The sequence below is a fragment of the Maribacter chungangensis genome (assembly GCF_042676845.1).
GTDB lineage: Bacteria > Bacteroidota > Bacteroidia > Flavobacteriales > Flavobacteriaceae > Maribacter > Maribacter chungangensis.
This window is the reverse complement of the sequence record NZ_JBHTHY010000004.1, coordinates 185,605-201,235: the sequence shown is the minus strand read 5'-3', so window position 1 is coordinate 201,235 and position 15,631 is coordinate 185,605. Positions and strand designations below refer to the sequence as shown.

Annotated in this window: 9 protein-coding genes; 1 reads left to right on the top strand and 8 read right to left on the bottom strand. The window is 34.9% G+C overall.

Features of this window, described 5'->3' with window-relative positions; translation table 11 throughout:
- Positions 1 to 242: 242 nt before the first annotated feature.
- On the top strand, positions 243 to 2,306 hold the full coding sequence (locus ACFQZJ_RS07055) for a helix-turn-helix domain-containing protein (RefSeq protein ID WP_379933373.1): 2,064 nt from the start codon (positions 243 to 245) through the stop codon (positions 2,304 to 2,306).
- A gap of 846 nt (positions 2,307 to 3,152) precedes the next feature.
- Here ACFQZJ_RS07055 and ACFQZJ_RS07050 read toward each other — a convergent pair.
- The 8 genes from ACFQZJ_RS07050 to ACFQZJ_RS07015 form a co-directional block, all read right to left on the bottom strand.
- On the bottom strand, positions 3,153 to 4,910 hold the full coding sequence (locus ACFQZJ_RS07050) for a hypothetical protein (protein WP_379933372.1): 1,758 nt from the start codon (positions 4,908 to 4,910) through the stop codon (positions 3,153 to 3,155).
- A gap of 132 nt (positions 4,911 to 5,042) precedes the next feature.
- Entirely contained in the window at positions 5,043 to 7,478 is a 2,436-nt protein-coding gene (locus ACFQZJ_RS07045; protein WP_379933370.1) for a hypothetical protein, read from the bottom strand.
- A gap of 90 nt (positions 7,479 to 7,568) precedes the next feature.
- Positions 7,569 to 11,021: a DEAD/DEAH box helicase family protein gene (locus ACFQZJ_RS07040; RefSeq protein WP_379933368.1), complete on the bottom strand. Its 3,453-nt coding sequence runs from the start codon at positions 11,019 to 11,021 to the stop codon at positions 7,569 to 7,571.
- A 61-nt stretch (positions 11,022 to 11,082) separates the two neighbouring features.
- Positions 11,083 to 11,601, bottom strand: a complete 519-nt coding sequence (locus ACFQZJ_RS07035; RefSeq protein WP_379933366.1) for a hypothetical protein — start codon at positions 11,599 to 11,601, stop codon at positions 11,083 to 11,085.
- A gap of 16 nt (positions 11,602 to 11,617) precedes the next feature.
- Positions 11,618 to 12,244 (bottom strand): hypothetical protein, encoded by a 627-nt coding sequence (locus ACFQZJ_RS07030; RefSeq protein WP_379933364.1) that lies wholly within the window; start codon positions 12,242 to 12,244, stop codon positions 11,618 to 11,620.
- 86 nt (positions 12,245 to 12,330) lie between these two features.
- Complete coding sequence (locus ACFQZJ_RS07025; RefSeq protein WP_379933363.1) at positions 12,331 to 12,978, bottom strand: 8-oxoguanine DNA glycosylase OGG fold protein; 648 nt, start codon at positions 12,976 to 12,978, stop codon at positions 12,331 to 12,333.
- On the bottom strand, positions 12,975 to 14,147 hold the full coding sequence (locus tag ACFQZJ_RS07020) for a restriction endonuclease subunit S (RefSeq protein WP_379933361.1): 1,173 nt from the start codon (positions 14,145 to 14,147) through the stop codon (positions 12,975 to 12,977). The genes ACFQZJ_RS07025 and ACFQZJ_RS07020 overlap by 4 nt, the downstream gene beginning before the upstream one ends.
- Positions 14,137 to 15,624: a type I restriction-modification system subunit M gene (locus tag ACFQZJ_RS07015; protein WP_379933359.1), complete on the bottom strand. Its 1,488-nt coding sequence runs from the start codon at positions 15,622 to 15,624 to the stop codon at positions 14,137 to 14,139. Before ACFQZJ_RS07015 ends, ACFQZJ_RS07020 begins: the two co-directional genes overlap by 11 nt.
- Between the last annotated feature and the right edge of the window lie 7 nt (positions 15,625 to 15,631).

The window sequence follows — 15,631 nt, the reverse complement described above, 5'->3', positions numbered from 1 at the left end:
CTTTCATAATTATTGTTTTAAATTGTTCGTTATGATTTTTGTTGGTACAAAGATGCCATGGAACTTGAAGCAAGCCCTATGAGCTATGAAGCGAACGATATGAAGTTTCGGGAGGGCATGAAAAATATGGCGCAGGCATATAAATTATGACGCAAAAGATGTCTTTTCCGTTAGGTTGACGATATTCGGGACAGCAGGTAATTCCCTAGATTTTCACTAATTTAGAGCCAGTAAAGAACAAAATGTCGAATCCATCGTCCAACACATCCACCTTTATTGATCAAGCGGAAGCCATAATTCTAAAGAATTTGGCCAATGAGCAATTTGGGGTTTCCGAGCTGGCAGATGCCACGAACATGAGCCGATCTAACCTGCTCCGGAAAATCAAGAAGCAAACAAAACTTTCCGCAAGCCAGTTCATTCGTCAAGTTCGCCTTAAAGAAGCGATGGATTTATTGAAGGAAGGCTCCTGGACGGTTTCAGAAATTTCGTATCAAGTTGGATTTGGAAGTACCTCCTATTTTATTAAATGCTTTCGGGAGCACTATGGATATCCTCCTGGGGAGGTTGGAAAAGATACGGTAGCTATAGAAGAAAAAAAGGCTGAAACTAGTTTTTTAAAACAGTACAGATGGCCTGTCATAGCTGCTGCATGTGCAGGAGTGCTACTGGTTTCCTTCCTGCTTTTAAATAAAGAGGATGCTGTAGAAAACACCGTAGGCAAACCAGAAATTGAAAAATCCATTGCCGTATTGCCCTTTAAAAATGAGAGTGCGGATTCCACCAACCTTTATTTCGTAAACGGACTAATGGAATCTGCTTTGAACAACCTGCAGAAAATCGAGGATTTGCGGGTCGTTAGCAGAACCTCGGTAGAGAAATACAGAAAAACGGACAAGGGTGTTCCAGCCATTGCAAAAGAACTTAATGTCAATTATTTGGTAGAAGGCAGTGGTCAACGCGTCGGCAATCAGGTTTTACTCAATGTTCAATTGATAGATGCTTCAACGGATACTCCTATTTGGGTGGAACAGTACAATCGGGAAGTTGAAGATGTTTTTAGCTTGCAAAACGATGTGGCCAAGAAAATAGCCGATGCCATTGAAGCGGTCGTGACACCGGCCGAATTGGAACAAATTGAAAAAAAGCCTACCGAAAATCTGGTAGCCTATGATTACTATTTACGGGCATTGGACCCTTATTATTCTCGGACTCCGGAAGGCTTGGAAAAAGCCATCCTTCTATTTGAAAAGGCGATTGAACAAGATCCGGAATTTGCCCTGGCCTATGCCAATATCGCCATTTCATACTATCTTCTCGAGATGTCTCAAGCCGAGAAACAGTATACCGAGAAGATTAACAACTATGCGGATAAAGCTTTGCTTTACGATTCAAAATCTGCCGAAAGCTTGGTCGCCAAGGCTTTTTACTACATACAAACAAAGGAGTACGAACTGGCATTGCCCCATCTTAATAAGGCACTCGAGTATAATCCAAATTCGTCCTTGGCGGTGCAAATACTTGCAGATTTCTATTTTCGCATGATGCCCAATACCAATAAATACCTTGAATACGCCTTGAAAGGAGTTCAACTCAACGTTGCCAGTGATTCAGTTACCCAGAGCTATACGTATTTGCAACTAAGCAATGCACTTATGTTTTCAGGATTTGTAGACGAGGCGTTAAAATACATCAACTTGTCATTGGATTACAATGCTGAAAATTATTTTTCGCCGTATGTAAGGGCATCTATCCTGTTCGCTAAGGATGGTAATGTTGAGCGAACTAGAAATTTGATGTTAGAGGAATGGAAAAAGGATACCACCAGGCTTGATATTTTACAGAACGTAGGACAGTTTTATTACATTGAAGAAGACTATGATTCGGCCTATTTTTATTTTGAAAAATTTGTCAAAGCAAGAGAAGCTAACGATCTAAACATTAATTTACAGGAAAACGTCAAAATTGCAACGGTCTATAAAAAGATCGGGTTAGATACAAAGGCTGAGAAAATTTTTAACGATTTTACGGAATATTGTGCGGCGGATAAATCTCCTTATAGAAGTGTTAATCTGGTTTGGAAATATGCCTATGAAGGGAATATCGATGAAGCTATCGAACAGCTCAGAATATTTTCCGAAGCAGAAAATTATATCTATTGGTTTTTGTTAATTGAGAATGACCCGCTGATTCAACCGCTGAAAAATCATCCTGAATTTGATGGCATTATGCAAAAAATCAAAGACAGCTTCTGGGAAAATCATGCTCAACTTAAAACCTCTCTTGAGGAAAAGGGGCTTATTTAATGGATTAAATCGTTCTTTTTAAACCGTGTTTTATTGACATAACTGTAAAATAAAATCAGTACTGTTTCAAAATTATAGCACTATATAGCCGCCATTATACAAAACAGTTATTCTGAAGCGCTTAACTTATAGGATGGACTCCTATTCGTGTTCTTTTTTTAGAAGTCTCATAAATTACCCTTTTATAGGACATCTTCGCATAAGTTTTAAGAAAGAACACTTTTACCCCACCCAGGTGTGGAAAAGTTCCCAATTTAGTTCTAATCGGAGTTCCCCGAGGATACAAATATTAAGACTATTTATCCGTAGACCTTCCTACAGTATAGCATAAAAATAAGACACGTTCCAGGTATAACTTTTACCGTTTCGGTATGTTTTGAAAGTGTACTAGAAAACAAAAAACCCTGATAATTAATTACCAGGGTTTTAAAAACATTTTGTCGGGGTGGCAGAGTTAGAACCTCCAACCTATCCCATTAATAACCAATGTGTTATAATCATTTTTTCAAAATAGGTAACCGAATAGGTCTACCTGAATGGCTTTTTGAAGCTTTCGTAACGTAAAAATAGTAAATGAATTCGAAACGATTCATATGGAATACAGTAAGTGTGATTTTTTACAAAACTGTCAAGATTATGTTATTTTATAGGAAAGCGACATCATATTGAAGTAGTTAAACCAAAGATTCCTGAAACCTGTTACAATATGTCCTCATAGTTCATTATCCCATTTCACAATGACGGTTTGAAAGTCGACCAAGACATTATCCATGTCTACATAAAGTATCTTTATAGTCGTATTTGTATCTATTTCAGTTTACTATCAATATTTAAATAATATTTAGTCTAATTCGGATTCCCGTACATGGAACCATTTATGACGTCTGTCTGTTGCAAGCGGAATTCTTTTGCTCCTGAACGAATTATCTTAACTCCACAAAATCCTAAGGTATTTCTTGTATCATTAATGGGATAGTTACTTATCAATAGCCCATATTCGTATTGATTCTTCTTAAAGAAGATATTACCGAAATCGTCATTTAAACTACAGTTCCAATTCTTATAGACACGATTACTATTCTCATTATAGCTAGAAGCTAATCGTATGGTAATTCCTTTTTGATTGAATCGTGTGCCTTTTGTGGACACGTTATAAAATGATTCTTCAAAGAAATCCAAGAGCCTGTGATATGCATCGTCATCGATAAATCCGAATAGATCCCGGGCTTCCTCTGTAAAAAGCTCCTCATAACCAAGTGTCTCTATTTCAACAATTGGAGTAAAAATACCTTCACTCTGAACATTAACGAAACGCGTATGGGTACTAAGACCTCTCACATTCTGATTGAATAAACCATTTCGCCAGTCTTCATCTGCAAATATTTCCCAATCTTGTTCAAATTGGGCATAATGATATAACAAACTGTGACTAGCTAAAAGTTTGAAATCACGATTATTATGATACCCACAAAACCTGCCGGTTATTCCTTGTGCACCATTTGCCAACTGTCGGTCTCTTGGCTCAATCCCAAATCTCACTTTTTCCTTTAAAATTCCTAAATCTTTTCCTGCTGTTAGGGCCTGTACAACTATTAAAACTACGCGTTGTCCTCTTTTAAGTATCAGGGAAGAAACCTCTTTAATACCTTCATTAATACTGAAATCGCAGGCATTATCAGATCCAATGGCAATAACTTTGCATTGTCCCTTGAATTGTAATTGCAGCTGCATTCTCAGTTCTAGTGCTCTAGTTGTATTGGATTCCCTAATTATGCCTAAACCATCCTGGAAGGTGATTAAATAATTGATGTACTCTTCCACTTTAGGATGTACAGAATAGATAATATCTTCTCCTGACCCTTGAGTTTGTAGTGCCCTAAAAGATGCAGGCAAATCCTCAATGATGTTATCACGAAGCATTTCAGAAATCCCATAATATTGAGGTGGACGTGCTCCCACAATGACGTCTACATCAGCGGCTCCGGTATATTGTGCATCTAATATATCATATGGTGTTGCACTTACTGCCAAGAGCTTAATGTCTGGTATTCTCCTTCTTAATTCAATAAAAAATGCGACTTGGAAACACGATTCCTCACCACAACCATATTGATCTTCGTCCCTTACTATCAATTGAACATCATATTCATTGACCACCTTATGCGGATTTGGATGATTGAAGAAATCACTCATTTTCATCACCTTTACATTTGAAGGTTGCATTTGGCCCAGGTTGCAATCATAATATTCGGATTGGAGGTTTCTGCAATTTTGATCATACAAATCTGTATCTCGCATACTAGTAACAAAAAGAACAGATTCATACTTCTTAATTAATCCTATCGCCGGTAATACATAATTACACAAAAAATAGACAGTTCCGGATTTACCACTTTGCATAGAAGCCACAAAGGCCATATTCTGATGTCCTTCTTTTAAAGAAAGTCCAATTCGTAAAGCATTTGTTATTTGATTGGGGAAAATTCCCGTACGCTTCGAATTATGAAGCGTATCAATGATGTTATCTTCTAAAGATTGGGGAGCATCAAGTTCGTTTAAAAGAGCCTCAATTTCGGAATTCCATTGTTTCTGATATGCTGTCATAATTGCGGTGTTTATGTTTAACACTACAAATATGTATTGGATGTGTGCATTGTATGTGCACACTAAGAGATATAACTGCGGCGAAAGGTTTTTAATTTGTTCACACTAATTGAAAAGATTAGAATTCCATTATTAGTTTAAGCCTACAACATAATGTGGATACTTTTCTTTAAAGCTCAAAATCGCTTTTCCGAAGGAACCTTCAGGGTTCTGAAGTTGAATGTAGCAATTTTCCATACTACGGGTTATAGCCATTAATACCCAAGTAGCCGCATACATTGCACGTCTTTTATCTGGTGTTAGTTGGTCGAATAAAGATTCTAATAAATAATTATCAGCATCTTTTTCGAGTGTTTTCTGTTCAAAAAACTCATCCAAATTAAAACACATTACTGACCAAGCTTCGATACCTCTACAAGATTCATAATAAATTGAACGAACAGATAAAGCACCTGGTGGACTTAAACTACGTTTATCTACATTACCTGTTGTATTCCAGAAAAATATATCTCCTATTTTAGATTGTGCTTCGCTAATAAGCGACCATTCATTTTTATATTTACCTGCATCTTTAACAATATTATCATATTCATTAACTGCTACAGAAGTTTCTTCTTCAATTGCAAATTCATTTTTACTGTTACTTTCGGCAGAAGTTAACAGCAATAACGATTCATAATTAGTACATCCTTGTCTTTCTCCAATGGTTTTTAGTTTCTTAACGAATTCTATATGTTTCTCGTTAGATTTTGAGAAATCAATGAATACACTTCCGTGATCTTCTGTATCTATTGGTTCAATATCAAGGTCAATTTCATACCAAGTAGCAATATGATTCGCAAGTGCTGCAATAGCGGGTTTCATCCTATACGATTTACGACGCTTTTGGTATTTATGATGTTCTATTTTTTGACTTCGGGATATATGCCAATCACACAATTGAGAATAACGAATTAACTGTTCCTTGCCACCATTAGCAATTACAATATTATTACTTCCAAAAATACTATAAAGAATATCCCGTTCTAATGGGTGACAATCTTGTGCTTCATCTATGTATGCTATTCTTCCCGCTCTAAAACCGCCTAATCCTTTTTTATAACGGGTTTTTAGCTTTTCAAAATTTATCTTACCACTACCATCTTTTTCAAGAATATTAGGTTGTAAAGCCATTACATTTTCTAATAAATCATATTTACTGACTACATCTAAATCGCTTAAAAATGCATCTAAATTAGAAGCTGCTTGAAGAATACGTTCCAAAACTTTATGGTAGTCTTTTAAGAATACATTTGAGCTTTCAAGGTTGCCAAGTTTATTTACTTTGTCATTTCGATATATTCGAAATTGTTTTGCAGTTTCTGCTTGGTTTGGTAATTTCTTTAAAGATTCCAAATGTTGAATAAATAAAATAGCTTCACGTTTTGTACCTTCAGCTGCATTCCATTTGCTTTGAACATACATTAATAGTTTAGCAAGACTGATACCATTTTCTGTATTTCTAACAGAATTAAAATATGTTTCAATTTCTATCCATCTGGAATCTAATGTTGCTGTTAATTCATTTATCCGTTTTTCCGTAAGTAATAATAGTACTCCTAATTTTTTAGCAACTCTATAAAAATAACCGTGAATTGTGTAGGTGGTAGTAGGTTGTTTTGCTTGTCTGTCGTCTGGTGATAAACGATTTGTAAAACTTTGTATTTGTGAGGAAATATCATAGACTAATACGTGATTGTAGGTTAAAAACACGCCTTTACGACCTTCAACACTTAATCGTAACATCCATTTTAATATGTCTGATGATTTACCTGTTCCTGCTTTTCCATTAACTTCAACTAATTTTTCTCCTATACTTTCATAAGCTTTAATAGAAGCACCATCTAATTTACTTTGGATTCTGTCAATTTTTTTTTTGGTTATATAACCATCAATACTGTCTTTAGAAGCTCGCTCAAATATTTGTTTAATTTGAATCTCGAATAGTATATCACTATCATACCATTGTTTATAACCAGGCCATTTAAAATAATGATTTAACTTAATTACTTCTTCTACTTTATCATAGGTAAATTGCTTATCAATTAGGATGTTATTAGTGGTATAACAACTTGAAGCGTTTTTAATCCAAGTTATAGGATGAACGGTTATATACCTTCTTTCTAACTTGCAATTGCTACTTAAATAGTTAGTTAAACCCCATTTAATTTTATTGGCGTTGTCCTCAAAATCCACATAAGCACCATCTATTTCTACTAAACCTCCATCTATTTTAATATTAGAGTTATTGTATTCATTTACAATTGATACTGCTATGATTTGATTCTTCACATAATGCCTATCATCTACAGTTTCTACTCTATACCAACTTTTCTCTTTTTTATGGATATTTAATAGAAAAATAAAATCAACACTTGCTTGTGACGATACTGAAACTGGGAAATTATTTAAGATAATCACTTCAGCTTCCTTACAGGTTTCACTTAATTTTTGAATTACAGATTCTTTTAAAGCATCATAATTTAAATCTGCATTTGTACCGTTTATTTTAGAAAAGTGAAGCTGCATACATTTTTGTTCTTATTTACCGACAATCTAGGAATTCACTATAACTTTAATAATGAGGTCATACCCTACTTACACTAATAGAACTTCGTATCAGCCGGAATTATTATTAATAACATCAATCAAGGACACAATATTTCGCACATCTTTTTCCTCAAACAAGCCAATTATGCCATCATCACTTGCTTCATTGAATGGCGGCTGTGTTAATAGCTTTTTTTCTAATGTGCCGTTCGTATTGAGATAATTAATCAGTGTTTGAATAAAAGTAATTTGCACCGGTTTAAGATTCTTATCAGCTATGAAATCAGCAAATAAACTATTGACCACTTCGATGTCCAAACCAACTACACTTCTAATAAATTTACCTAAAGGCTGATCCCCATATTCATTTTCATATTCCTCTTTGGTACCAAGTTCATCATTGAACAAAAAGGATTCTAAAAGTTCCAATTCTTTTGGTGTAATTGGAACGTTTTTGTGAAGTTTATCAATGACCAGATGTGATTTATTTTTTCTGATAAACGACTCTACCCTGTCCTTATAACTTCTAAGACGGGCATATGTTGGCAGAATATCAACTTCTCTAAGTTTATGATACTGTAGTTCATCATCAAAATCTGTGTAGACTGTCTTAACCTCTTGTTTTTCAATAAACTTCAATAAGTCCCTTAATTCTACTCGAATGTGTTCGGTCACATTTACGTTTATGTTTCTCCAAAACTCCTCTTCTTGAACTTGTCTTATTAGGGTAAGTTTCTCATTAACTTTTGGAATATTCCTTTTCTTATACAGGTTATTAGCTATATTATAAATTTGTTTAACATAGATTTCTTCCCCTTTTCTATTCCCTGAAAGAATTACAAGTTGAAAATTGAGAACCAATAGATCAAAACGTTTTGCCAGCTCATCATCTCCTTCATTGTAGGGAGCTAAACCAGAAAGATTAGCGCCTAAATCATGAACATCTCCCACACTCAAATTATCCCAGCGTTCTCGGTTCTTAAATTCGGTTACGAGGGCCCAATGCTTCCTAACTTCAAATCGATCTTCAGAAAGGTCATTAATAATTTTATGTAGCTGATCGGTATAATTCTGTGCTAATTCATCCTCTTCGAATGTAGATTCTGAATTATCCCTAATAGACATAACTACATTTAATTTAGCTTCAAATATCTTTTCCGATAATGTCTTTGAAGTAGTTCCTTTTACACCATCTGGAAATTCATTAAAAAAACTGAAATTATCACAGATATCAAATATCATAAAATATTCCTTATCCAATCCTGGACCAAACAAGTCTGGTCTTAATCGCGTTCCCCTACCAATCATCTGCCAAAATTTAGCATATGATTTTACCTGTTTAAAGAATACCAGATTAGTCACTCTTGGAGCATCTACACCTGTATCCATCATATCTACTGATACTGCAATTTGGGGCTCTAATTGAACTTTGTCCTCACAGAATTTTTCAAGTAAATCTTGTGCTTTGGTTTCGTAATTATCAATGACACGTAAAAATTTACCAGAATATTCAGGATAATTTTTATTGAACCTATCTTCAATAAACACAGCATGTTTGTGGTTTTTTGCGAAAATAATAGTCTTCCCTAGTTTATCTCCCCCTTCAACTTTTAGGCCATTGTTCATCAGATGGTCCAGTACCAAATCCACTGTTTGGTTATTGAATAAAAACTTATTTATGGCTGATTTTCCAATTTCTATATCATCGTCATCTCCAGATGCCCCATCTAAAAAAGTCTCCTCAAACTTCAGTTTATCCGCTTCGGACAACTCGCTATATTTTATTCCTTCATGAACAAACTTCACCGGTACATCAATCGCCTTAGGAGGTACTAAGAACTTATCTTGTACGGCCTGGTTCAGCTCGTATGCATACGTTGGGTTATCATCTTCAATTTTAAATAAGGAATAGGTATTGTGGTCTATGTCCTTTTTAGGTGTAGCGGTCAAGCCAATTAAAATAGCATCGAAATATTCAAAAATCGCTCTATATTTTTGATATACAGACCGGTGTGCCTCGTCGATTATAATCACATCGAAATGACCTGAACTATAAAACCTGCCATCATCATTTTTGATGCTATCAATCCGGTTCATTATCGTCGGATAAGTAGAAAATACAAGTCTTGTGCCATTATCCTCCTTTTCTTTAGTTAGGTCAATAGCACTTAAATGAGGTACATACTCCTTAAAAGCATTTTTAGCTTGAGTAACTAAAGCGTTCCTGTCCGCTAAAAATAAAATACGCTTTGCCCAATTGCTTTTGGTCAGCATATCTACAATGGCTGCAGAGACTCTCGTTTTTCCGCTCCCTGTAGCCATTACTAATAAAGCCTCTCTATTTTTCCCTTTTAATTCACCATCATGTGTGATTACTAAAGCTTCTGCAACCCGTTTTATCGCTTCTAATTGATAAGGTCTCCCTGCAATATCCCTATTGACTTGAAATTGTCTTAAATCCTTTCTGGTAGTTCTTCGCTCAATAACATATTGAAGTTCATCTTTTGTATAAAAGCCACTTACTTGTCGTTCTGGATAGAACAAATCATCCCATATATGTGTTTCGAATCCATTGGTATAAAATATTATTGGGCGTTGGCCCGTCATTTGCTCTAGACAATTCGCATATAAAAAAGCCTGATGCTTACCTTTTTTAGGACTATGAAGTGTTTTTTTAGCTTCAACAACTGCTAGGGGCATGCCATTGTCATCCCAAAGTACATAGTCTGCATATCCTATGCCAGAAGGATTAACCGATAAGGGCATTCCAGAAACTTTATATTCTAAGTCTCGGCCTAGTTTTAGATTATCCCAACCGGCCTCTTTGAGTAATACGTCTATAAATAGTTTACGCGTCTCAATTTCCGAAGTTAAAACAGGTACTACCTCTTCAAAATCAACCTCTATTTGACGTTCTACCTTTCGCTCTTTTAATTGTTTTTGTTGTTGTTCAACTTGAAGCTTTAGTAAATTATTTTCCTTTTGAAGTTCATTAGCTTTTTCTAACTGTATCTTTTTTTCCGATAAAAGTTTTTCTATAGCATCTGATTTCTCTTGAAGTTCTTTTCCTGTTTTATCATGTACTTCTCCGGTAGGTATTAGTGCCTCATTGAATAGTGGAATAACAGGACTTATTTCATTGTAGTTAATTCCAATGAAGGATAGGAGTCTAAATACGCTTCGAAGGCAAATTAAGGCTTCCTTGTTGTTTACTCTTTTACCGTGGGCCGCAGCATTTCCAATCTTTCTTACTAATGTTAATTCATTAAGTAATGTTGATTTTATATCATTTTTGAAATCCTCATGATACATAAGGGCTGCCAAAGTCGTATCATAAGGTCGCTCATAATCTGGATCGTTATCATATAGCCAATTCACCGTAAGTTCCAATGCAACCCTGCATTGTAATGCCGCATATTTTGGTGCTTTAAACACATACTTTTCCGCCTCAGAAGCTTCTCTAAAGAGATCTGGAAAATCGTTTTGTATAAAGCTAAAATTGCTTTGCATATAATTTTTCATGAATAATTACGCAACAAACTACGTATTGCAAGATACGCGATTGACATTTTCTAAAAATGTTTTACAATTTAATTACGATTTTCCTTTCACTATTATTTATCAAAAAATCCAGCTGTGAAAAAATCACTTGTTTCTGTTCTTCCGAAATTGGCAATTTTCTTATTTCCACTTGTTCTTCAATTAATTCTTTTCGTTTCAGTCCATCAAAATTGAACCCTAATTCTTGTACAATACCAGTATAGTCCTTTAAATAGTATTTATTTTCAAAATAATTTACTAATGTGAATTCTAATCCATTGGCCTCTGCAAATGATTTAAAACGATCAATATTTTCTAAGAATAAACGCTGTTTAATATCATTTAAATCATTAACGAATTTCTTTCGACAAGCTTGTAGTAAAGAATTCCTTCCAGATAAACCAAAGGAAGTAGCCACCTGATCAAATTGATCAAGTAAATAAGAAGTCTTGCTTTGCTCCTTCATCTTTTTTAGCCTTTTGGGTAAATCATTTCTTGTATGACCGACTTCCCAACTTTTACCACCAATAAATTTTGCGCTTAGGGTACCTCTTTTACTCATCACTATAATTTTAACTCTACTTAGACCTAATATAGATTAATTTACCTAATCCGTATTTCGCCACTTCATCATAGCTTCCTGCCTTTCTTCGCCGGTTAGAACGCTTGATTGAAGTTATTTTTTTGTTTAATTTAAGTGGCCCGCCGCCTAATTTAGCTGCGAATTTTATTAGAATTCTTTTTTGTAATAAGGGCTTCAAAGCTTCAAATTGTTCATTACTCAAAGAATTACCCATATAAGAATCCAAACGTGCCGCTGATAATTCTCTCTTAATAAGAGGTTTTGAAATCTTCAAATACGTACAAATAAAAACAAGCGGAACCCCCTTATAGCAATTAATATCCAGCGCCCTTTCATCTGACCAACCGGGTGGTAGATCCAGTTGTTTTACATTTACACTAGTTATCTTTTTATTTGCCTTTAAATGGCTGTTAACGATGTCTTCTTCCTTAAAATTCTTTAATTCCTCTGGTGAGGATAGTTTGAACTTGAGCAAGAACAATTCCATCAAGCTATGAGCTTTTTCAAGTAGATTCTTCTCAGGATAGTTAGAAGCCAACTTTTCTTTAAGTTGTAACAAGTCTTCTTCAGAGAAGTAATCCTTTCTAAAAAACTGTTCTATTTCTGGAAACTTTTTTAACAATACTTCTTATTAAATTCTACAACTCCCTTTTAAATTTCTCTATCAGCAGCATATTATACACTCACAACGTGTTCTTCAGCTTAAGATTAGAAATCGCCATTAAATAAAAATACTTCTATATTTTCCGCCTCAACTTTTAATTCATCAGCCCAATGGTGTATTAACGTATTATAACGTTCAAAATCTTCATATTTGTTTGATGGGCCAATACTTAGCAAACTCATTATACCCTCTGTATCCAATAGTTTTGCCAACGCCCTAGCTACTCTTATATCAAAAATTAAAGTATAGTCTTTTTGATTTCTAGCTCTTGTTCCAAAATATAGAAGCTTTGATATATAACTGATATTCAATCCATTTATTTTAATTAGGTATTGGTGAGCCTCTTTAATTTTACCTTCTGCAATACATTCAAAAGCATCATTAATAATTATTCGATTTTCATTTAAGCTTAAATATTTATTTGTTCTATAGGTACCGTAACCGGTATCTGCAAACCCCCAAATCATAGTCATGGTAAACGGATATAAATAATCACTTTTACCTTTAAAATATTGTGAAAATGAATTGATAACGTCTATTCTGGAAATTTCTTGATTACTATGTGCGTTCACCGAATTTTTCGCATCATTAGTAAGCTTGTCCCACCTACTCGCATCATAGAAAAATTTAGAATCTAAGAGAGGGGTTAGTTCTTGTATTTGTGTACTATATTTTGACAAAGCACTACTCATACCAACTCCCCTTTAAACGCCTTTTGCAATAAGCTGTTAAACAATTCTTCCGATTTTTTAAGGCTTTGTTGATCTTGGACTTTTTGAGCTTCTATAGCATGAACTCTTTCTGCAAATTGTTGTTGGAGTTCAGTAGAAGGGGCTATCACATCTCTAGTTGCTAATCTACCCATACTTATTCTACCACGAGTTTGCCCTAGTATCAAATCAGATAGGGAACTTACGAAAGACTTATTGTTCAAAAGATACGTTAGGTAGGTTGTATTAAACACTTCTTTTTCAGGTCTACATATAAGGCAATCTGCCTTATTTATTGCTAGTGGAATATGGTCAGGAAGAATACATGCTCTTAGGTTTGGTACGCCCATGGTTCCAATCAAAATATCTCCGGGAATACAATGATTATTCTTAAGTGTATCCGCATGAACTTTTTTGATATAGATTTTATCCTCATCATTAAAAACTCCAACACCAATGTTTTGCAGACGGACAATCCTTACTCCTGACATTACATAATGTTCTGATTTCAGATTTGATCCAAATGGACCGTCGCAAAATTTTTCACAGTTTGCCCGAATATTTTTTAATTTCCATCTCTTAGGATTTCTAACAGGATCCCCAAACATATCCACAAAAAGACTTTGGGTAAGCAAGTCATATTGTTCAATTAATTTTTTGTCAAGTTGGCGTAGTTTGTCTGCTTCATCTAAAATGGCTGCTATTTTTTTTTGTGTTTCTAGGGATGGAAGGAATACTTTAAGCTTTTTAAAGTTCCCATTATTGATTGCTTTTTGAGTTGCACCAGTACATAATTCATCCTTATCTCTTTGGAATGAATCTGATAAAAATATATGTTTCAAAAAATTTAAATATGAAGAATTTTCTTTTGGTCTGAGCACTAGAAAACCTGTTGAAACCATAAAGTCTGACTCCTTATCCGAAATAACTTTAACCTTTACAGTTCCTTTCATTCTAGCTAGGATAATATCTCCAACCTGAACATTTTGATTTGCCCTTGAAGGTTTGCTTTCAAAGTCAAACTCTCTTACTTCTTCAATTTTATCAATATTTAGGCCACCTGTATCTAAATATTTCCTTTTCCCTTCAAATGGTTTTACTCTACTATTAATTATATCAACACATTGAAGTATTTTAGTTTCATTTATCATTTAACAACCCCTCTAAAGTTAATAACGCATTGATTCTGTCTTTGTCCAATTCTTTTATAGTTTCAATTATGTCAGAAGGGGCATCATATTCAATTTCTTCATACACAATCTCCTTATAACGGTTAATGGATAAGTCCCACTCGTTTTCCTTAATGTCATTAAAAGTCACTAAAAAACTTTGGTCTATGCGTTTTCTATCTGCTTCAGCTTCTAAATTGTGGTAGCGTTTTAAGATATCTGGGATATCATTATCACTAATGGCATTGCGTTTATCATCTAAACTGTAACCATCAGCTTTCATATCGTAAAACCATACCTTATCAGTCCCTCCAGAATTGGTCTTGGTAAAAAATAAGACGGCAGTACTTACGCCTGCATAGGGTTTAAACACGCCGCCTGGCATAGAAATAACTGCTTCCAGTTTTTGGTTATCCACCAACTCCTTACGAATGCTTTTATGGGCATTACTACTTCCAAACAACACACCATCTGGGACAATAACAGCTGCACGACCACCTACTTTTAAAGTGCGCAGCATTAAGGACAAGAACAATAATTCCGTCTTTTTGGTTTTGGTGGTTTGCAATAGACTACTTTCTACTTCATCATAATCCAAACTGCCTTTAAAAGGCGGATTTGCCAGAATTAAGGTATAGGCATTCTCTACGTTTCCATTGGCTTCGCTTAAAGCATCTGTCCCAGTAAGCACAGGGGTTTCTATACCGTGTAATTGCAAGTTCATCGCTGCAATACGGAGCATAGAAGGATCAAACTCGGTACCGTGAAACATGTTAGAGTTAAAATGTTCCCTAAAGGTTTTGTCTTCAAACCAATCATTATGATTATCGTACACATACTCGCCGGCACTTACCAGGAATCCTGCTGTTCCACAAGCTGGATCACAAATAATATCATCCTTTTTTGGTTGCACCATAGCTACCATCATATTGATAATATGGCGAGGTGTACGGAATTGTCCGTTAGTTCCTGCTTCTGCAATTTTTGAGAGCATGTACTCGTACAAATCACCTTTGGTGTCTCTATTATCTAAAGGCAATTGGTCAATTTGCTGCACCACCTTATCCAATAGTTTTGGGGATTGAATCATGAAGATGGCACCTTTCATAAACTTAGTAAACTCTCCACCTTCAGCACCGATGGTTTTCATGAAATCAAAAGCTGTAATATCATCCAGTTCACGTCGTTGTTTTGTAAACAGATCAAACATTGCTTCCGGGTCTTTATTCTTGAAGTTGCTCCAGCGCAATGCACTTTGCGCTTTGGTATAAATAGGCTTTTCAATAGGCACACCCAATAGGTTCGCCTTTTTCTCCATTAGTATTTGCTTATCATCTAACTGCTTGATGAAAATAAGGTAAGTAAACTGCTCTATAACGGTTAATGGGTTAGAGATGCCTCCTGTCCAGAAATCGTCCCAGATTTTATCTATTTTACTTTTTATTTCTCCTGTAATCATAGGTAAT